This window comes from Sphingomonas sp. 1185 (genome assembly GCF_040544655.1).
GTDB lineage: Bacteria > Pseudomonadota > Alphaproteobacteria > Sphingomonadales > Sphingomonadaceae > Sphingomonas.
Map to the genome: position 1 here is coordinate 52,341 of NZ_JBEPKL010000018.1, position 17,787 is coordinate 70,127.

17 protein-coding genes and 2 tRNA genes are annotated in these 17,787 nt (G+C 67.5%); 8 read left to right on the plus strand and 11 right to left on the minus strand.

Annotated elements, in window-relative coordinates:
* Positions 1-176: 176 nt before the first annotated feature.
* Together rlmB and ABIC44_RS12955 are read right to left on the minus strand one after the other, a co-directional pair.
* Positions 177-920, minus strand: a complete 744-nt coding sequence (gene rlmB, locus ABIC44_RS12950; RefSeq protein ID WP_307100665.1) for a 23S rRNA (guanosine(2251)-2'-O)-methyltransferase RlmB — start codon at positions 918-920, stop codon at positions 177-179.
* Positions 920-2,530: a M20/M25/M40 family metallo-hydrolase gene (locus ABIC44_RS12955; protein ID WP_354295884.1), complete on the minus strand. Its 1,611-nt coding sequence runs from the start codon at positions 2,528-2,530 to the stop codon at positions 920-922. The genes rlmB and ABIC44_RS12955 overlap by 1 nt, the downstream gene beginning before the upstream one ends.
* Before the next feature lie 167 nt (positions 2,531-2,697).
* Here ABIC44_RS12955 and ABIC44_RS12960 point away from each other — a divergent pair.
* The 5 genes from ABIC44_RS12960 to ABIC44_RS12980 all read left to right on the plus strand — a co-directional run bounded on the left by ABIC44_RS12960 (position 2,698) and on the right by ABIC44_RS12980 (position 4,265).
* A tRNA-Tyr gene (locus tag ABIC44_RS12960) sits at positions 2,698-2,783 on the plus strand.
* Between the two features lie 42 nt (positions 2,784-2,825).
* Positions 2,826-2,899, plus strand: a tRNA-Gly gene (locus ABIC44_RS12965).
* A 112-nt stretch (positions 2,900-3,011) separates the two neighbouring features.
* Positions 3,012-3,320 (plus strand): polyhydroxyalkanoic acid system family protein, encoded by a 309-nt coding sequence (locus ABIC44_RS12970; protein WP_309701012.1) that lies wholly within the window; start codon positions 3,012-3,014, stop codon positions 3,318-3,320.
* A 103-nt stretch (positions 3,321-3,423) separates the two neighbouring features.
* Complete coding sequence (locus ABIC44_RS12975; protein ID WP_307100671.1) at positions 3,424-3,876, plus strand: DUF2721 domain-containing protein; 453 nt, start codon at positions 3,424-3,426, stop codon at positions 3,874-3,876.
* The gene (locus tag ABIC44_RS12980) at positions 3,873-4,265 is read left to right on the plus strand and encodes a DUF4345 domain-containing protein (RefSeq protein ID WP_354295885.1); all 393 of its coding nucleotides are present in this window, start codon (positions 3,873-3,875) and stop codon (positions 4,263-4,265) included. Before ABIC44_RS12975 ends, ABIC44_RS12980 begins: the two co-directional genes overlap by 4 nt.
* Before the next feature lie 66 nt (positions 4,266-4,331).
* Here the strand turns inward: ABIC44_RS12980 and ABIC44_RS12985 are convergent, their stop codons facing one another.
* Positions 4,332-5,663 carry an amidohydrolase gene (locus ABIC44_RS12985; RefSeq protein ID WP_354295887.1) on the minus strand — a complete coding sequence of 444 codons (1,332 nt, stop codon included), beginning with the start codon at positions 5,661-5,663 and terminating at the stop codon, positions 4,332-4,334.
* 84 nt (positions 5,664-5,747) lie between these two features.
* On the opposite strand from ABIC44_RS12985, the gene uvrB reads away from it, so the two are divergent.
* Positions 5,748-7,940, plus strand: a complete 2,193-nt coding sequence (uvrB, locus tag ABIC44_RS12990) for an excinuclease ABC subunit UvrB (protein WP_309697280.1) — start codon at positions 5,748-5,750, stop codon at positions 7,938-7,940.
* A gap of 496 nt (positions 7,941-8,436) precedes the next feature.
* Here uvrB and ABIC44_RS12995 read toward each other — a convergent pair whose 3' ends face one another.
* On the minus strand, positions 8,437-8,808 hold the full coding sequence (locus ABIC44_RS12995; RefSeq protein WP_309697282.1) for a PRC-barrel domain-containing protein: 372 nt from the start codon (positions 8,806-8,808) through the stop codon (positions 8,437-8,439).
* A gap of 129 nt (positions 8,809-8,937) precedes the next feature.
* Between ABIC44_RS12995 and ABIC44_RS13000 the strand changes: the two genes are divergently transcribed.
* Positions 8,938-9,471: a hypothetical protein gene (locus ABIC44_RS13000; protein ID WP_354295888.1), complete on the plus strand. Its 534-nt coding sequence runs from the start codon at positions 8,938-8,940 to the stop codon at positions 9,469-9,471.
* A 391-nt stretch (positions 9,472-9,862) separates the two neighbouring features.
* Here ABIC44_RS13000 and ABIC44_RS13005 read toward each other — a convergent pair whose 3' ends face one another.
* From ABIC44_RS13005 to ruvB, 4 genes are all read right to left on the minus strand, one after another.
* Positions 9,863-11,134 (minus strand): hypothetical protein, encoded by a 1,272-nt coding sequence (locus ABIC44_RS13005; RefSeq protein WP_354295889.1) that lies wholly within the window; start codon positions 11,132-11,134, stop codon positions 9,863-9,865.
* Positions 11,131-11,865, minus strand: coding sequence for a hypothetical protein (locus ABIC44_RS13010; protein ID WP_354295890.1), 735 nt, complete (start codon positions 11,863-11,865; stop codon positions 11,131-11,133). The genes ABIC44_RS13005 and ABIC44_RS13010 overlap by 4 nt, the downstream gene beginning before the upstream one ends.
* A 4-nt stretch (positions 11,866-11,869) precedes the next feature.
* The gene (locus ABIC44_RS13015; protein WP_354295892.1) at positions 11,870-13,084 is read right to left on the minus strand and encodes a toxic anion resistance protein; all 1,215 of its coding nucleotides are present in this window, start codon (positions 13,082-13,084) and stop codon (positions 11,870-11,872) included.
* 304 nt (positions 13,085-13,388) lie between these two features.
* A complete protein-coding gene (gene ruvB / locus ABIC44_RS13020; RefSeq protein WP_309697291.1) occupies positions 13,389-14,414 on the minus strand; it encodes a Holliday junction branch migration DNA helicase RuvB in 1,026 nt (341 codons plus the stop codon).
* A 182-nt stretch (positions 14,415-14,596) separates the two neighbouring features.
* Between ruvB and ABIC44_RS13025 the strand changes: the two genes are divergently transcribed.
* Complete coding sequence (locus tag ABIC44_RS13025) at positions 14,597-15,499, plus strand: 2-hydroxyacid dehydrogenase (RefSeq protein WP_354295905.1); 903 nt, start codon at positions 14,597-14,599, stop codon at positions 15,497-15,499.
* A gap of 11 nt (positions 15,500-15,510) precedes the next feature.
* Here ABIC44_RS13025 and ruvA read toward each other — a convergent pair whose 3' ends face one another.
* The 3 genes from ruvA to ABIC44_RS13040 form a co-directional block, all read right to left on the minus strand.
* Positions 15,511-16,110 carry a Holliday junction branch migration protein RuvA gene (ruvA, locus tag ABIC44_RS13030; protein WP_354295893.1) on the minus strand — a complete coding sequence of 200 codons (600 nt, stop codon included), beginning with the start codon at positions 16,108-16,110 and terminating at the stop codon, positions 15,511-15,513.
* Positions 16,111-16,395: 285 nt separating this feature from the next.
* A complete protein-coding gene (gene ruvC, locus ABIC44_RS13035; RefSeq protein WP_309697292.1) occupies positions 16,396-16,914 on the minus strand; it encodes a crossover junction endodeoxyribonuclease RuvC in 519 nt (172 codons plus the stop codon).
* A gap of 104 nt (positions 16,915-17,018) precedes the next feature.
* A complete protein-coding gene (locus tag ABIC44_RS13040; RefSeq protein ID WP_307100692.1) occupies positions 17,019-17,762 on the minus strand; it encodes a YebC/PmpR family DNA-binding transcriptional regulator in 744 nt (247 codons plus the stop codon).
* Positions 17,763-17,787: the final 25 nt, after the last annotated feature.

Sequence of the window (17,787 nt, forward strand, 5' to 3'; positions counted from 1 at the left end):
CGCGTGAAACCCGTGGCCTTCGACTTCGCTCAGGCTGAACGGAGTTTGGGGATCATAGCCACCCATACCAACATCCGTTCAGCCTGAGCGCAGTCGAAGGCCACGCTCCGCCGTCGACAACGATCCGCTCCGCGCGCAAAAAAGGGCGGCAGGACCAGACCCGCCGCCCCAAGACATCACCGTGCCGCCACCGCATAGAGGGCGATCGCCGCCGCGTTGGAGACGTTCAGGCTCTCCACCTTCGGGCTGATCGGCAGCTTGGCGAGCTCGTCGCAATGCGCCTCGGTATTCTGGCGCATCCCCTCGCCCTCGGCGCCCAGCACGATGCAGATGCGCTGCGTGCCCATCGCCTCGGCCAGCGTCTGGTTCGCATGGCCGGTCAGGCCGATCCGCCAGAAGCCCGCCTCCGCGATCTCCTCCAGCGCGCGGGCGAGGTTGACGACGCGGATCCACGGCACCGTCTCCAGCGCGCCGCTGGCCGAACGCGCGACCGTGCCCGATTCGGGCGGCGCGTGCCGGTCCTGGGTCACGATCCCCAGCGCGTCGAACGCGGCGGCCGAACGCAGGATCGCGCCGACATTGTGCGGATCGGTCACCTGGTCGAGCACGACCAGCGGCCGCCGGTCGTCCTGCCCCTCGTGCAGCAGATCGCCCAGCCACATATCCTCCAGCGGATCGACTTCCGCCACCAGGCCCTGGTGCGGCGCGTCGGCGGGGACCAGGCGGCCCAGATCGGCCACATCGGCATAGGTGATCGGCACCACCGGCGGCAGGTCGAGCGCGGCCAGCGCCTCGCGCGTGCCCCAGATCTTGCGCACGGTGCGGTTGGGGTTGGCGAGCGCCGCCGTCACCGCATGCCGCCCCCAGAAGCGCGGGCGGTTGGAAGAAGCCTGGCTGGGGCGATGTCCTCGGCGTGCCATCAGTCGTCGGTATCCGTATATGCAAAGGGGTTGGTCGATGCCGGTTCGGTCGGCACCGGCGGACGCGGCAACGCCTTGTCCGCATTCGCCGCCGCGAGCAAGACCCCCGCGAGCACGACTGAGGCCTGGCGCATGTCCTCCCCCTTCAAATGATCGAAGGTGTCGGCCGAGCTGTGATGGATGCGGCTGCCATAGTCCAGCGGGTCCTGGATGAACTGGAAACCCTGTACGCCGACCGCCTGCATGAAGACATGGTCGGTACCCCCCGTCGTCCGCTGGACGACATTGCCCGCCCCCATCGAGGCATAGGGCGACAGCCATTCCTTCAGCATCGGCACCGCCGCCGGGTTGTTCTCGGCATAGAGCCCGCGCAGCTTGCCCGAGCCATTGTCGATGTTGAAGTAAGCGGCGAGGTCGCCGTAACCCGGCTTGGGGGTGATCGGCCAGCGATTGGTCCAGCCATAATAGCGCTTCAGGCCCGTCTGCGGCGCATCGCCCGGCCGCCCGCGCGTCGCCAGATGCTGCTCGACATAGGCCATCGAGCCGAGAATCCCCTGCTCCTCGCCCGACCAGAGCGCGAAGCGGATGGTCCGCCGGGGCCGCTGGCCGGTGGCAGCGAGGATGCGCGCGGCCTCCATCACCATCGCGCTGCCCGCCGCATTGTCCGCCGCGCCGTCGCCTGCGACCCAGCTGTCGAGATGCGCGCCCGCCATCACATAGCCCGCCCTGGGATCGGTGCCGGGGATTTCGGCGATGATGTTGTAGGCGTTCTCGTCGCTGTCGTCGTACCGCACGTCGCTCAGCACCTCGATGGTGGGCGCGGGGCCGACCTTGGCGAGCCGTGCGAGGCGGCGATAATCCTCGGCGGCCAGCTCGATCCCCGGCACCGCGGGCGTCTCGCCGCGTCCGAACAGATAGCCCTCGCCGTGGAGCAGCTTGCCGTCGCGATAGCTCTGCGTGACATAGGCGACCGCGCCCTCGGCCTTCAGAAAGGCGTCGAGCTTCTGCGCGAAGTCCAGCCGCTTCATCCGGCGATCGGCGCTTTCGGGGTCATGCTCGGGCTGGACGTAAAGGTCGAGCTTGGCGATGTCCTCGCCCGACAGGCGGCGGAAGGGCGCGGTGCCGGGTTCGTCGCCGGTGCCGGGCAGCGACACCATCACGATCTTGCCGCGCAGCTGGCCCCGGAACTTGTCGAAGTCCCGCTCACGCTTCATCGGCGCGACGATCACCGGGGCGGTCACCGCGCCGTTGGTGGCGGGCGTCCAGGCGATGGGGATTGCGGTCAACTGCAACGGGCGGGGCGAGACCATCCGGACGCTCGCCCGTTCGATCGACCAGCCGCGCCCGAAGGCGAAACCTTCCTTATGGACGTTCTTCAGCCCCCATTTGGCGAATTGCCCGGCGGTCCAGGCTTCGGCGGCGCGCATCGCGGGGCTGTTGGTCATGCGCGGGCCGATCACGTCGGTCAGATGCTGGGCGGTCTGCATCGCCTGGCTGTGATTCATGCCCTCGTCGATGATCCGGTTGGCGGCGGCACGATCCTGGGCGGAGGCGGCGGTGACGGGCAACAGGGCGGCCGCCGCGACGGCGGCGAGCAGGGAAACGCGCATCGAAATGAAAACCCCCAGGTAACGGATATGGGACAGAGGCTATGTCCCGGTCCCGGGCGATGCAAGCGAGTGATCGCACATTCCGGCCAAAAAACCCGCAAAACGGCGTTGACAGCGGTGCTTTGCTTCGGCATTTGGCGCGCCTCGCTCCGATGGAGTGACACCCCGGAAGGGTGGCCGAGTGGTTAAAGGCAGCAGACTGTAAATCTGCCCGCGTGAGCGTACACTGGTTCGAATCCAGTCCCTTCCACCATCCCCGCCGATCGGCTAGGGTCGATAGCGGCGCCGGATCCGAGCGGGTATAGCACAATGGTAGTGCAGCAGCCTTCCAAGCTGAATACACGGGTTCGATTCCCGTTACCCGCTCCATTCCCCCTCACCGTGCATCAGCCTAACATTCTGAATAATTTGCCGTTCGCTGCTTGACGTTCACGTAAAGCGCCGCCACTCCGCCCGTTCACCGGACGAGAGGATTTGCGCCATGGCATCGGTCAATTTCGACATCCCCCACGAACTGGGTCATGCCGAGGCGCGGCGCCGGATCGAGCAGGGCCTGCCCAAGCTGGAATCCAAGATTCCCGGCGGCGGACAGGTTTCCTCGGAATGGGTCGCCGACGACCGGCTGATGCTGACCATCATCGCGATGGGACAGACGGTGAAGGCCGACATGGCGGTCGCCGACCGTGCGATCACCGGCACCGTCACGATCCCGATGATGCTGTCGATGATGGCGGGCCCGATCGGCGAGTTCGTGAAGACCAGCGCCGAAAAGATGCTGGCCAAGGGCTGATCGCCCGAAAGGTTCCTCCGCGAATTCGGTGACGGGCAGCCCCGTGGCGGGGCAGCACTTCCCCCTTGCCCGACCGCGCACGACACGCCACCATTTCGCGGACATGCCTACCCTTCCCGCCGTCGCCACCATCGCCCAGACCATCCAGCTGTCGCTGGCCCCCGTCTTCCTGCTCGCCGCCATCGGACAGTTGCTGAACGTGCTGGCGGGGCGGCTGGCGCGGGTGATCGACCGGGCGCGCGGGCTGGAGATGATGATCCACAAGATCGATCACGGCCCCGACCTGCTGCGCCACAAATGGGAGCTGCGGCTGCTCGACCGGCGCATGTCGATCATCAACGCCGCGCTGTTCCTGGCGGTGTCGAGCGCGGTCATGGCCTGCATCGTGATCGCGGTGCTGTTCATCGCCAATCTCGGCAAATTCCATATCGGCACCTGGATCGCGCTGGCCTTCATCCTGTCGGTCAGCTTGCTGACGCTGTGCCTGATCGCCTTCATGGTCGAGGTGCGCATCTCGCTGCGCGCGATCCATGTCCGCAAGGAAATCCTGGATTGATCGCCGAGCGTCGCGCGCTGCAGGCGGTGGTTGCGATCGCCTGTCTGGTGCCGCTGTCGATCGGGGGGATCAGCGTCGTCAGGGGCCCCGGCTGGCTGGGCCATGCACCGTCGATCCCGGCCGATCTCGACAGCCAGTTCCGCTATGTCTCGGGCATCTTCCTGGGCCTGGGGCTCGCCTTCGTCACCTGCGTGCCCGCGATCGAGCGCAAGGGCGCACGCTTCCGCCTGCTGGGCGCGCTGGTGATCGCGGGCGGCATGGCGCGGGCGCTGTCCTGGGCGATGGTCGGTGCGCCCTCGACCGGCCATCGGCTGGGGCTGGCGATGGAACTGGGCGTCGTCCCGCTCCTGATGCTGTGGCAGGCCCGCGTCGCACGCCGCCGTCGCTGATCGCGCCGCAGCGTCGCGATACGGGCCGGCGGTCGCTCGCCGACCGGCCCGTTCCACGCCGACGGGTCAGAGCGACGCCATCGCCCCCGGCTTCAACAGATCGAGGATCGCCGCCGTCGTCGCCACCGCGCCGGTCACGATCGAGGGCTCGGGCGCGATCCTGAACTGGGGCGAATGGTGCGACGCGATCGCGGGCCCGCCCGCCTTCGCCGCCGCCAGCGCCGCAGCGGGCGTACCGCCGACCGACAGATAATAGCCGCGCACCCCGCTGTCCGGCTGGACCAGATAGGCGAAGTCCTCCGCCCCCATCCCCTTCTGCTCGAACGGCGTGACATGATCGGCCCCGAAGGTCGCCGCCATCACCGCGTTCAGCCTTTTGGCCAGCGCGGCGTCGTTGATCGTGGTCGGCGTCCCCTCGGTCACGGTCACGACCGGCATCTTGTCCTCGGGCATGCCGTTCATCTCGCCCACCCCGCGCGCGACCCGTTTGATGCCCGCCAGCAGCCGCGCCCGCTCCGCCTCGTCATTGGCGCGCACCGTTACCTGGAGCTTCGCCTGGTCGGAGATGATGTTGTGCTTCAACCCGGCATGGAAGGAGCCCACCGTGATGACGCCAGGCTTGAGCGGCTGCTGCTCGCGGCTGATCAGCCCCTGGAGCGCGACGACCAGTTGCGAGGCCATATAGACCGGGTCCTTGCCCATATGCGGGCTCGCCCCGTGCGCGCCGATGCCCGGCACCGTGATGTCGACCGAATCGGACGAGCTGTACTGGATCCCCTCCGACGCCGACACGGTGCCCGCCGCGCGCTCGGCATCGACATGGAAGGCGACGGCGTAATCGGGTTTGGGGAAGCGGCTATAGAGCCCGTCCGCCACCATCGCCTTGGCCCCGCCGACGCGTTCCTCGGCGGGCTGGACGATGAAGACCACCGTGCCACGCCAGCGGTCCTTCAACGCCGCCAACCGCCGCGCGGTCGCCACCATCGCGGTGATGTGCGTGTCATGGCCACAGGCGTGCATCACCGGCGCCTCCACTCCGTCCACGCCCACCTGTCGCACGGTCGAGGCATTGGCGAGCCCCGATTTCTCCTCGACCGGCAGCCCGTCCATGTCGGCGCGCAGCAGCACGACCGGCCCCGCGCCGTTCTTCAACACGCCGACCACGCCGGTCCCGCCGACCTTCTCGGTCACGACCATGCCCGGCACCGCGCGCAGCTCGGCGGCCATGCGCGCGCCGGTCTTCACCTCGCGAAAGGACAGTTCGGGGTTGCGGTGGAACCAGTCCCAGAGCTTGCCCAGGTCGCGGTCGTAATCCGCCTTCACCGCGGCGGCATAATCGGGCTCGGCAAAGGCCGGTGCGGCGGTCAGCAGAAGCGCGGCGGCGATGACGTGGCGCATGGATTCCCCTTTTTCGCGATTTTGGCCGATGCTAACCCAGATCGACGGGTGACGAAACGGGAACAGATACCCATATTCCACCCCATGGCGATTCAGATCCGAACCACCCTCGACGAGCCCGAAACCGGGGTCAGCTTCATCCCCCACCGCCCGTCGCGCCCCGAAAAGGCCGAGGGCGGCAAGCGGTTCGAGCTGGTGACGGACTATACGCCGAACGGCGACCAGCCCGCCGCGATCCGCGAACTGACCGCGGCGGCGCGCGCGGGCGACAAGGACCAGGTGCTGCTGGGCGTCACGGGCTCGGGCAAGACCTTCACCATGGCGAAGGTGATCGAGGAGCTGCAGCGCCCCGCGCTGATCCTGGCGCCCAACAAGATCCTGGCGGCGCAGTTGTACGGGGAGTTCAAGAACTTCTTCCCCAACAACGCGGTCGAATATTTCGTCAGCTATTACGACTATTACCAGCCCGAAGCCTATGTCCCCCGGTCCGACACCTATATCGAGAAGGAAAGCTCGATCAACGAGTCGATCGACCGGATGCGCCACTCGGCGACCCGCGCGCTGCTGGAGCGCGACGACGTCATCATCGTCGCCTCGGTGTCGTGCCTCTATGGTATCGGCTCGGTCGAGACCTATTCGGCGATGATCTTCGACCTGAAGAAAGGTCAGAGCGTCGACCAGCGCGAGATCATCCGCAAGCTCGTCGCGCTCCAGTATAAGCGCAACGACGCCGCCTTCATGCGCGGCAATTTCCGGGTGAAGGGCGACAATCTCGAAATCTTCCCCTCGCACTATGAGGATTCGGCCTGGCGCATCTCGTTCTTCGGGGACGAGATCGAGGAGATTGTCGAGTTCGACCCGCTGACCGGCAAGAAGGTCGCGCATCTCAACTCGGTGCGCATCTACGCCAACAGCCACTATGTGACGCCGGGCCCGACGATGAAGCAGGCGGTCGAGGCGATCAAGTTCGAGCTGGCCGAGCGCCTGAAGGAGCTGGAGATCGAGGGCAAGCTGCTGGAACGCCAGCGGCTGGAGCAGCGCACCAATTTCGACCTGGAGATGATCGCCGCCACCGGCAGCTGCAACGGCATCGAGAATTACAGCCGCTTCCTGACCGGCCGCCTGCCCGGCGAGCCGCCGCCCACTTTGTTCGAGTATCTGCCCGAAAACGCGGTTCTGTTCGTGGACGAGAGCCACGTCACCATCGGCCAGATCAACGGCATGTCGCGCGGCGACCATCGGCGCAAGATCACGCTGGCCGAATATGGCTTTCGCCTGCCCTCTGCGATCGACAACCGGCCGCTGCGCTTCAACGAATGGGACGCGATGCGCCCGCAGACGGTCAGCGTCTCGGCCACGCCCGGCAATTGGGAGATGGAGCAGACCGGCGGCGTCTTCGTCGAACAGGTCATCCGCCCCACCGGCCTGATCGACCCGCCGGTCGAGATCAAGCCGGTCGAGGAACAGGTGCAGGACCTGATCATCGAGGCGCGCAAGACGACCGAACTCGGTTACCGCACCCTCGTCACCACGCTGACCAAGCGGATGGCGGAGGACCTGACCGAATATATGCACGAGGCGGGGATCAAGGTCCGCTACATGCACTCCGATGTCGAGACGCTGGAGCGTATCGAGCTGATCCGCGACCTGCGGCTGGGTGTGTATGACGTGCTGATAGGCATCAACCTGCTGCGCGAGGGATTGGACATTCCCGAATGCGGGCTGGTCGCAATCCTGGACGCGGACAAGGAAGGCTTCTTGCGCTCCGAAACCTCGCTGATCCAGACGATCGGCCGCGCGGCGCGCAACGTCGATGGCCGCGTGATCCTCTATGCCGACCGGATCACCGGATCGATGGAACGCGCCATGTCGGAGACGTCACGGCGTCGCGAGAAGCAGATGGCCTATAATGCCGAACACGGCATCACGCCGCAGACGATCCGCCGCCAGATCGGCGACATCATCGCGCATGTGGCGAGCGGAGACCAGGTGACGGTGCCGATCGACGAAGACCGTCCACACATGGTCGGCCACAATCTGCGCGCCTATATCGAGGAACTCGAAAAGAAGATGCGCAAGGCCGCCGCCGACCTCGAATTCGAGGAAGCGGGCCGGTTGCGCGACGAGATCCGGCAGTTGGAGAATGAGGAACTGGGCCTGCCCGTCCATGAGCAGAAGGCCCCGATCATGGGGCGCTCCAACGAGGGCAAGCCGGGAACCCGCAAGACGCGGTTCGGCAAGAGCAAGAAGTTCGCCAGCGGGCGCAAGGCGAATTGATCGAAGGGGCGACCGCCCCATGAGGCACGCATCCGGCTTCCCCAAACCCGCCCCTCCCGCAAGCGGGAGGGGATGGGGGAGGGCCCGCGCCGCAAGGGCCCAGGGTCGGAGCTGTTCGTGACGCTAACGCGGTTACCGCAGGGACCCCAGGCCGCGTCAGGGCCGATCGATACTCAGTAATGCCTTCTCTCCCTCGCCCCTCACAGAGGGGAGAGGGTTGCGCAGACTTGGCCTTTGCGAAAGCAAAGGCTTAGTCGGAGCTGGGTGAGGGGTGGGCGCTCGCGAAGCGAGCGCGCGAGCCTCTGGGCTCGCTCGCCCCCTCACCCAAGCTGGACCTGTTTGGCCTTTGCCCCTCCCCAACCCCTCCCCCTGCCGGGAGAGGAGCTATCGGGTCATGCGGGGCGAAAGGCTTCGGGCGTATCAATGGCCATTATTTAGGCATTCGAACAAGGCTGCGGAGATACGGGGAAACCCCGCAAACCGCTCCTCCGCCCCCTCACCCCAGGTCGAGATTCTCCGTCGTCACGCCATAATAGCCCGCCACCCGGTCGGCATAGGCCTGGTCGAAGATCGGCGCATTGTTGGCCCAACTCGGGCCGCCTTCCAGCAGGCGGCGGTCGACGGTGATGACATATTGGTCGTTCACCGGATCGAACTGCAACAGGCTGAACGGCACCGGGTAAAAGCTCTTGCCCATGCCCAGGAACCCGCCCAACGCCAGCACCGCATGCGTCGCGCGGCCCGATCGCTTGTGAACCATGAAGGAATAGACGCTGCCGATCGTGTCGCCGTCGCGGCTCTCCAGCTTCAGCGTGCCCGCGACATTGGACTGGACCAGGATCAGGGTCGGCGTATCGTGATCGGCCATTCTTAACCTCCGTTTATCGCCCTTCAAACCCGCCAGGGCGAGGCCGGGTTCCGGTGCCCGCCGCAACAGCACGGCCTGCCGCAGCACGGGGTTGAGCGATGGTTGATGCTCGCCCATAGGCTGGGGGCAATGCGTCGCTTGTCCCTTGCCCCCCTCGCCACGACGATGGTCGCGGCGGCCGCCCTGTCGGGCTGTATCCCCGCCACCCGCCCCGAGGCCGCTCCGCCGGTCCGTCACACGCCCCGCCCGGCCCCGCAGCCGCCCGCCCCGCGTCCCGTGCTGGGCTCCGACTGGCGCGATTGGCCGCTGACGCCCGGCGACTGGCGCTATCGGCGCACCGCGCAAGGCTCGACGGCGGTGTTCGGTACGGCGGGGGTCACGCGGCTGGCGCTGACCTGCGATCCGCGCACCCGCCAGATCAGGCTGGACCGCCCCGCCTCGGTCGCCGGGAGCATCACCGTCCGCACCTCCAGCACGACCAAGACACTGACCGCGCGCGCCGTCGCGACGGGGGCGGAAATCCTGCTCCCCGCCGCCGACCCGCTGCTCGACGCCATGGCGTTCAGCCGGGGGCGGTTCACGATGGAACAGGCGGGCCAGGTGCCGCTCGTCATCCCCGCCTATGCCGAGATCGGACGCGTGATCGAGGATTGTCGGGGCTGAGTCCCGGCCGTTTGGCGGGCGCAAGATGCTCGGCCAAACATCGTTGCATTACAAGTCTTGTTTATCGACTTTCGACTACGCACATTGCGGTTGCGCACTTTGAAAGGGCGCGTTGGCTATCCACTAGCGAAAGGAGGTGATCCGATGTCTCATGGTTCAGCAAGGGGGTCGGTTCAGTTCGTTCGGGGGGCCGGTCTCTGACATCGATGGATTCGGTCCGGGGGGTATTCTCCCCCAATCAACGGCCGTGTCCGATGTCATGAGGCCCGCATGGTCTCCCGGGCTGGAGCTCTCCGGCCGCTGACCATGTTTAGGGGTTGCCGGGGCCGTCGCGATGACGTCCCGGCAGCCTCTTTTCATTTCTGGAGCGGATGGGACGGCGGCGTCCGCGTCACGGCCTTGCCGGAGCCAGGTCCTGCATCACCAGCCGCAATGGCCTGTCACCGGGCACCAGCAGCGACGGCACATCCTCGCCCGCCCGCACCAGCACCTGATCGACCGGAATCGCATCGTCGCTTTCGCGCGCGATGAACGCCTGAACCAGCCGCTCGCCCCTTTGCGGCACGAAGCCCGGCGGGATCGCCAAAGGCCGCCGGTTCATCGCCGCCAGCCAGTCGGGGCGCCCCTTCACCCTGCGGGCGGCGGGATGATAGACCTGCAAGTCGACCGCACCGGCATATTGGCCGACGGTGACGGGGCGATCGCCGTCGAACAGGATTGTCGATCGATCATAACCCTTCGCCGCCAGGGCCTGGCGGGCAAGCCCGGTATCACGGCCCATTTGCGGCCCCAGGGTCACCTGATCGATGGTCAGCGGATCGATGCCGGTCTTCGCCTTCAGCCGGGTCGCCATCCAGCTATACGTGCCTTCGTCCCAGCCCTGGATCAGCCGCTCCGTGACATGGCTGAAACCGACATAGACGAAGAATTTGGCCTTGGGATCGGCCGCCAGCGCCTGGACCAAGTGATTGGCCTGCGCCTCTTCCCGCCGGGCGATGCTCTCGGCGCGACTCGTGCCGCCGCCACGCTCCGCCTGGGTGATCTCATAGGCCAGCGGGCGATAGCCGAGCGACAGCGACTGGCGGACGAAATCGGCGAACACGGGGTCGCGTGTATAATAGCCCGTACCGTTGAGCGTCGGATAACCGCTTTTCGCCAGGCGGGTCATGGCGGCCTGCGTCCCTTCGCTGACGAAGGTTTCCGCCGCCAGCACCGAATAGCCCAGCGGCCGCAGCGCCCGCGCCACCTCCAGCGCAAAGGCCCGATGCCGGGGAACGCCGTGATTCTCGTTGAGGATGACCACGCGCGTCCGGGCCGCCCGCGCGACGATCTCGGCGATGGCGTCGCGCGGGGTCGCGGCGGCGACCCGCTCCGCCATCGCCCGAGCCTCGGCGTCCTCGGCTGGTGCGGGCTCGGCCTCTACGGGTTCGGCCGTCATCAGCGTCCGCATTTCCAGCCACTGGCCGTGGACGAAACCCGGCTTCGCCTTGCCGGCCGGATCGAAAGCCAGCGGCCGGAGCCGCTCGGCAGCATCGAGATAGCGTCCTTTCCCCAGCAGTTGCGACGCCGCGTTCGCTGCCTCCAGATCCGCCTGTGTCGCGCCATCCTGTGCCATCGCGGCGGTGGAGAATGCCATCAGGACCACCGCCGCGCGCCGGATCATTCCGCTCTTTCCTCGCGATATTTCATTTCCAGGAAGCGTCCGCGCGTCGACAGGCTGTCGAGATCGGCCTGGGCCAGACGCTGGGTCATGTCGCCAATCTCCTGTTCGATCAGCTTCAATCCGTCGACCAGCTGCGCATCCGGCGTCCGCCCGTTGCGCTCGACCCGGCGGAGCGGCTCGGGCACGCGCTCATAATCGCGCAGAAAGGCGGGCAGCTGCTCGCCGATCAGGCGGCGGACCTCCATCGCCTCGGCGGTGTCGTTGTCGACGGCGGCGAGCTGCGGCGACAGCGTGTCGAGCCGCTGGCCGATCCGGTCGACCAGTTGCACGGCGGGCGCGGGCAGCAAGGGGCGCTGCGCCTCCAGCCAGCGCTCGGTCTGGGCGGGCAGCGCCTTGATATCCACCTGCGCCAGCCTGGCCGGGCTGGGCGCGCGCGCGGCCGGGGCCAGGGCGATCGCCAGCGTCACCGCGATCATCAGCATCATCGCCGCCAGCGCCCCGAAAATGCCGATGCCGCCGGGCAGGATCAGCCCGGTCACCATCGCCGCGATCAGGATGACCGCATTGGCGACCGCGATCAGGATCACGCGTTGCAGGGCCGAGCGCGCGCGCCGGCGCACCCGCCTGACGGTCTGCTGCGCGGACCCGCGATAATCCTGCGAGATGCGCGCCATCACTTCGCGCGCACGCTCGATCTGGGCATCGACCTCGTTCGAGCGGGGTGTGGTCACGAGCTTACAGCGCCTCCAGCTTGAACGACGACGACGATGCTCCGCCGGTCAGTTGCGGGTTCTGCGCCCCCTCGGCCCGCGCGATATAGCCCTTCGACTTCTCGACCTCGTTGCCCAGCGTGGTCACGGTGGTCTTCATCGAATCGAGCGCCTTCAGCTTGAAGCTGTCGATCGCGTCCATCGTGTCATAGATATTCTGGAAGGCGCGTTGCAGCGTTTCCAGCGGGATGGTCGAGGCCGCCGCCTGCTCATGGATCTGCGCGGTCTGGCTGCGCAGCAGCTTGCCGGTCGAATCGATGATGTTGGCGGTGGTCGAGTTGAGCGCGGTGATCTGGTCGAGCACCAGCTTCTGGTTGGCCAGCGCCTGCGCCACGGTGACGGCGGTGCGCAAAGCCGAGACGGTGGTGGTCGAGGCGCGGTCGACGCCCTTCACCAGCTCGACATTGTTCTTCTTGACCAGGTCGAGCGCCAGATAGCCCTGCACCGTGACCGCCATCTGGGTCAGCAGGTCCTGGGTCCGCTGGCGCGTGTAGAACAAGGCGGTCTCGCGGATCGCCTTGGCCTTGGCGGGATCGGTGTGATCCAGCTCGTTGGCGGTATCCTCCAGCCTGGCGTCCATGGTCTTGGACAGATGGATCATCTGCTCCAGCCGCCCCATCGCCGACCACAGGTTCGCCCGCTCGGTATCGATCGCGGCATTGTCCATCAGCAGTTCGTCGCGGCCCGAGGACAGGCTCTTCAGGATCGCGGCGATATGCGTCTGCGACGAGCGATAGCCGTCGAAATAGTCGCGCATCTTGTTGCCGAAGGGCAGGATGCCCAGCAGCTTGCGCGGTGCCGAGAGATTGCCCTGGCGACCGGGATCGAGGCTTTCGACCACGCGGCGCAGTTCGGTCAGGTCCTTGCCCACGCCGGTCTCGCCGTCCATCGCCTTGACCGGGCGGTCGAGGAAGCGGTTGGACTGGCTGGCGGCCTCGCGGATTTCCTTCTGCCCCATGGCGGTGATCGCATCGACGCGGCGGCCGAATTCGGGGCTGTTGACGTCCTGCGCGATCAGTTCGGCGACGAAGCCGTCGACCTTCTGCTCCAGTTGGCTGCGGGTCTTGTCGTCGACCGGGACCAGCCCGGCGGCCTGGGACGGCGCCACCGTCGGCACGGGATCGGGCGGTGTCAGGGTCAGCCCCTTTTCCCCGGTCACAGTCTCGGCGGTCGTGGCCATTACGCGTCTCCAAATACCTTGCCGCCTAGTGTGGAGGGGATGGCCGCGCGGTTCAAGTGTATTAACCGCATAATACTATGCGACGCGTTTTCCATCTGTTCGACGGGATCAACGAAACCGATGCGGCAAGGCTTCGTTGGATGCCGGCGGCCCGGCTTCTCCGGATGGCCTGCCGATCATGCAGGATGGCGACGACACTTCCGCCCGGTCCAGCCGACCAAGGGTCGAGCCGAGTTATACCCTGCCTGGCCCCTGCCGGTCGTCCGACCGGCGGGGGTCCTTTTCGAAAGGCCCCGCCCGCCCCTCAGGCATCGAACAACCCGTCCTGCGACCCCACCGGCGGGTTCAGCCCCAGATGCTTCCACCCGCCCGCATTCAGGATACGCCCCCGCGCCGTCCGCGCCAGCAGGCCGAGCTGGATCAGATAGGGCTCGATCACCTCTTCGATCGTGTCACGCGGCTCGGACAGTCCGGCGGCGAGCGTCTCCACCCCCACCGGGCCGCCGCGATAGACATCGGCGATCATCGTCAGATAGCGCCGGTCCATCGCGTCCAGCCCCAGCGAATCGACCTCCAGCCGGTTGAGCGCCTGGTCGGCGGCGGCGGCATGGACGATCTCATGCCCCGCCACCGTCGCGAAGTCGCGCACCCGGCGCAGCAGCCGCCCCGCGATACGCGGCGTCCCGCGCGATCGGCGCGCAACCTCGACCGCGCCGTCCTCGGCGATGGGCAGGTCGAGCAGCCGCGCGGCGCGGGTCACGACGCGGGTCAGCTCGGCGACCGTATAGAATTGCAGGCGCACCGGAATGCCGAATCGATCGCGCAAGGGGGTGGTCAGCAGCCCCTGGCGCGTCGTCGCCCCGACCAGCGTGAAGCGCGGCAGGTCGATCCGCACCGAGCGCGCCGACGGCCCCTCGCCGATCATCAGGTCGAGGACGCGGTCCTCCATCGCGGGATAAAGGACCTCCTCGACCGCGGGTTGCAGGCGGTGAATCTCGTCGATGAACAGGACGTCGCCATCCTCGAGATTGGTCAGCAGCGCGGCGAGATCGCCCGACTTGGCGATGACCGGGCCCGAGGTCGCGCGGAACCCCACCCCCATCTCGCGCGCGATGATCTGCGCCAGCGTCGTCTTGCCCAGCCCCGGCGGGCCGAAGAACAGCACATGGTCCAGCGCGTCGCCGCGCCCCTTCGCCGCCTGGATGAAGACGCGCAGATTGTCGCGCGCGGCCTGCTGGCCGACAAACTCGTCCAGGCTCTTGGGGCGAAGCGCGGCGTCGACATCCTCGGGACGGCGGCTGGCGGACAGAAGACGGTCTTGGTCGGTCACGACACGCGCCCTAGCGGCTGGGCGGCGTGGCTGTCGAGCAGCGGAAGAAAGGCAGAAACGGCGAACATTGCACGAACATAGCAGCCTGTGGCCGACAGGGACAGCCATGGCGTCACCGGCCGTGCGGCCCGGCCCGTTGCGCTTGCCTCATGTGGCGGACTTTCGCCGCAAATCGCGCTAGACTGGCGGGCATGCCGCACGACCTCTTCCTGGCCACGTCCATTCCGCCCGCGCTGGAACTGGCGCTTGCCGAGCGTTTCCAGCTTCATCGCGACGACGCCCCGCCCTCGACCCGCGCGATCGTCGGCGGCGGGATGATGACGGTGGACCAGGCGCTGCTCGACCGGCTGCCCGCGCTGGAGATCATCGCGGTGCACGGCGTCGGCCATGACCGGATCGACCGGGAGGCGGTGGCCGCGCGCGGCATCCGCATCGCGATCACCCCCGATGCGCTGACCGAGGATGTCGCCGACCAGGCGATCGCGCTGTGGCTGGCGGTCGAGCGGCGGGTCGCCGCCAACGACCGCGCGATGCGGATGGGCAATTGGACGGTTCCGCTGGGCCGACGCGCGAGCGGGCGGCGGATCGGTATCTTCGGGCTGGGCCGGATCGGCCAGGCGATCGCCCGGCGTGCCGAGCCCTTCGCCAGCGAGATCCTCTACACCGCCCGCTCGGCCAAGCCCGTATCCTGGCGCTTCGTCCCCGACCCGGCGACGCTGGCAGCGGAGAGCGACGTGCTGATCCTCGCCGCGCCGGGCGGGGCGGACACGCACCATCTGGTCGACGCGGCGATGCTCGACCGGCTGGGGCCGGAGGGGGTGATCGTCAATATCGCGCGCGGCAGCCTGATCGACGAGGAGGCGCTGATCGCCGCGCTGGAGGCGCACCGGATCGCGGGTGCGGGGCTGGACGTGTTCGCCGAGGAACCCGACGTGCCCTATGCGCTGCGCCGGATGAACCATGTCGTGCTCGCCCCGCATCAGGGCAGCGCCACGCGCGAGGCGCGCGCCGAGATGGCGGCGATGGTGGTCGCCAATCTGGAGGCGCATTTCGCGGGACGCGAGCCGCCGGGGTTGCTGGGTTAAGGGGCGCCCCCCTATTTGGCCGCCTTGCGCAGCGCCAGCCGCACCAGCGCATCGAGGGTCGCGCCCGCCCCCAGTTCCTCTTCCGCCGCCGCGACCGCCGCGCTTGCCTCGGCGGGGCGGAAGCCCAGGTTGAGCAGCGCCGACACCGCATCCGCGCCCGCCCCGACCGGCGTCGCCGCACCGCCGCCCGATCCGGGCGCCAAGACGATGCCGCCGACCTTGTCCTTCAACTCCATCACGATCCGCTGCGCCAGCTTCGGCCCGACGCCATTGGCGCGCGCGACCATCGCCTTGTCGCCGCTGGCGATCGCACGCATCAGGTCGGCGGGCTCCAGCGCCGACAGGATGGCCAGCGCCACGCGCGACCCCACGCCCTGCACCCCGGTCAGCAACCGGAACCAGTCCCGCTCGTCCGCGCTGGCGAAACCGACGAGGCGGATCGAATCCTCCGATACCAGCATCTCGGTATGCAGCATCGCCGCCTCACCCACCGGGCCGATCGAGGATAGCGTGCGCGCCGAGGCGCCGACCAGATAGCCGACCCCCCCGACATCGATCACCGCATGGTCGATGCCGGTGGAGTCCAAACGTCCCTTGAGATGCGCGATCATGGCGACGGATTAGAACAAAACGGGGGTTTCGTCACGCCCCTCGCCGATGTTGCGAGTGGGACGGGTTCACGCGAAGCCGCGATGGCGCGAAGAAGGTTTGTGCGCGCAGAGGCGCGGAGGGCGCGGAGGCGGCGTCCTGTTGGGCGAAGCCCAGGCTGTACCATCAACCGTAGAGATAGGAGGGCCGCTGGCGCGGCATACCAACCATCTCTGCGTCCTCTGCGCCTCCGCGCGAACAAACCTTCTCTTCTTCGCGTCATCGCGGCTTCGCGCGAACCACACCCCTTAAAAAGCAGAAGTCCGCCGCTGCATCGCCCGCGCGCTCGCCAAATGGTGGGCATGGGTGATCGCCACCGCCAGCGCGTCCGCCGCGTCCGGCCCCGCCAGCTTCACACCGGGGAGCAGGTGGCCGACCATCGCCTGCACCTGTTTTTTATCCGCGCCGCCGGTGCCGACCGTCGCCTTCTTGACGATGCTGGGGTGATATTCGCCGACGATCAGCCCGGCCTGCGCCGCCGACAGCAGGACGATGCCGCGCGCCTGGCCCAGTTTCAGCGTGGACTGCGCGTTGCTGTTGCCCAGCACCTCTTCCACCGCCGCGCCGTCGGGCTGCTGCTGGCGGATCACGTCGTAGAGCGCGGCGTGCAGGTTCGCGAGGCGGCGCGGCAGCGGCATCGACGGCTCGGTCTTGATCTGGCCGTTGGCGACATGGCGCAGGCGGTTGCCCTCCGCCGCGATCACCCCCCAGCCGGTGGTGCCGAGACCGGGGTCGAGGCCGAGGATGATGGCGGGGGGTGGGGTCATGACGGGCTTTCGGGAGGGGTTATCTTGCGCGTGGCTTGCCCCTCCACCACGCGGCCATGCCGCGCGGTCCCCCTCCCCAAGCCGAGCTCGGGGAGGAATAGGGGTTAGCCGAGCTTTTCCATCACTTCGTCGGAGACTTCGTAATTGCCCCAGACGGTCTGGACGTCGTCGTCGTCATCCAGCGTGTCGATCAGCTTGAACAGGGTCGCCGCCGCCGCTTCGTCGACCGCGACCATGGTCTGCGGACGCCAGGCCAGCTTGGCGCCTTCTGCTTCGCCCAGCACGGGCTCCAGCGCCTTGGCGACTTCGTGCAGATCGGCCTGCGCGGTCCAGATCTCGTGGCCGTCCTCGGTCGAGGTCACGTCCTCGGCCCCGGCTTCCAACGCCGCCTCGAACACCTTTTCGGCGTCGCCCGCGCTGGCGGGATAGTTGATCAGGCCCATCCGGTCGAAGCCGTGGCTGACCGAACCGGCGGTGCCCAGATTGCCGCCATTCTTCGACACCGCGGTGCGCACATTGGTCGCGGTGCGGTTGCGATTGTCGGTCAGCGCCTCGATGATCAGGCTGACGCCGCCGGGACCGAAGCCTTCATAGCGGATTTCCTCGTAATTCTCCCCGTCGCCGCGCGAGGCCTTGTCGATGGCGCGGGCGATATTGTCCTTGGGCATCGAGGCCGCCTTGGCCGCGTTGACGGCGGCGCGCAGACGCGGATTCATGTCCGGGTCGGGGGTGCCCATCTTGGCCGCGACGGTGATTTCGCGCGAAAGCTTGGAAAATGCCGCCGAGCGCTTCTTATCCTGCGCGCCCTTGCGGTGCATGATGTTCTTGAATTTGCTGTGGCCTGCCATCGGTGCCTCGTAAAATGATCGCGCT

Excerpts from the sequence above, each read along its gene's own strand:
- ABIC44_RS13000 (WP_354295888.1), top strand. The coding sequence starts at position 8,938 with ATGCGTCGCTTGTCCCTTGCCCCCCTCGCCACGACGATGGTCGCGGCG.
- ruvC (WP_309697292.1), bottom strand. The coding sequence starts at position 16,914 with ATGACCCCACCCCCCGCCATCATCCTCGGCCTCGACCCCGGTCTCGGC.
- uvrB (WP_309697280.1), top strand. The coding sequence starts at position 5,748 with ATGGCGATTCAGATCCGAACCACCCTCGACGAGCCCGAAACCGGGGTC.
- rlmB (WP_307100665.1), bottom strand. The coding sequence starts at position 920 with ATGGCACGCCGAGGACATCGCCCCAGCCAGGCTTCTTCCAACCGCCCG.
- ABIC44_RS13015 (WP_354295892.1), bottom strand. The coding sequence starts at position 13,084 with ATGGCCACGACCGCCGAGACTGTGACCGGGGAAAAGGGGCTGACCCTG.
- ABIC44_RS12995 (WP_309697282.1), bottom strand. The coding sequence starts at position 8,808 with ATGGCCGATCACGATACGCCGACCCTGATCCTGGTCCAGTCCAATGTC.
- ABIC44_RS12985 (WP_354295887.1), bottom strand. The coding sequence starts at position 5,663 with ATGCGCCACGTCATCGCCGCCGCGCTTCTGCTGACCGCCGCACCGGCC.
- ABIC44_RS13040 (WP_307100692.1), bottom strand. The coding sequence starts at position 17,762 with ATGGCAGGCCACAGCAAATTCAAGAACATCATGCACCGCAAGGGCGCG.
- ABIC44_RS12955 (WP_354295884.1), bottom strand. The coding sequence starts at position 2,530 with ATGCGCGTTTCCCTGCTCGCCGCCGTCGCGGCGGCCGCCCTGTTGCCC.
- ABIC44_RS13005 (WP_354295889.1), bottom strand. The coding sequence starts at position 11,134 with ATGATCCGGCGCGCGGCGGTGGTCCTGATGGCATTCTCCACCGCCGCG.
- ABIC44_RS12975 (WP_307100671.1), top strand. The coding sequence starts at position 3,424 with ATGCCTACCCTTCCCGCCGTCGCCACCATCGCCCAGACCATCCAGCTG.
- ABIC44_RS12970 (WP_309701012.1), top strand. The coding sequence starts at position 3,012 with ATGGCATCGGTCAATTTCGACATCCCCCACGAACTGGGTCATGCCGAG.
- ruvA (WP_354295893.1), bottom strand. The coding sequence starts at position 16,110 with ATGATCGCGCATCTCAAGGGACGTTTGGACTCCACCGGCATCGACCAT.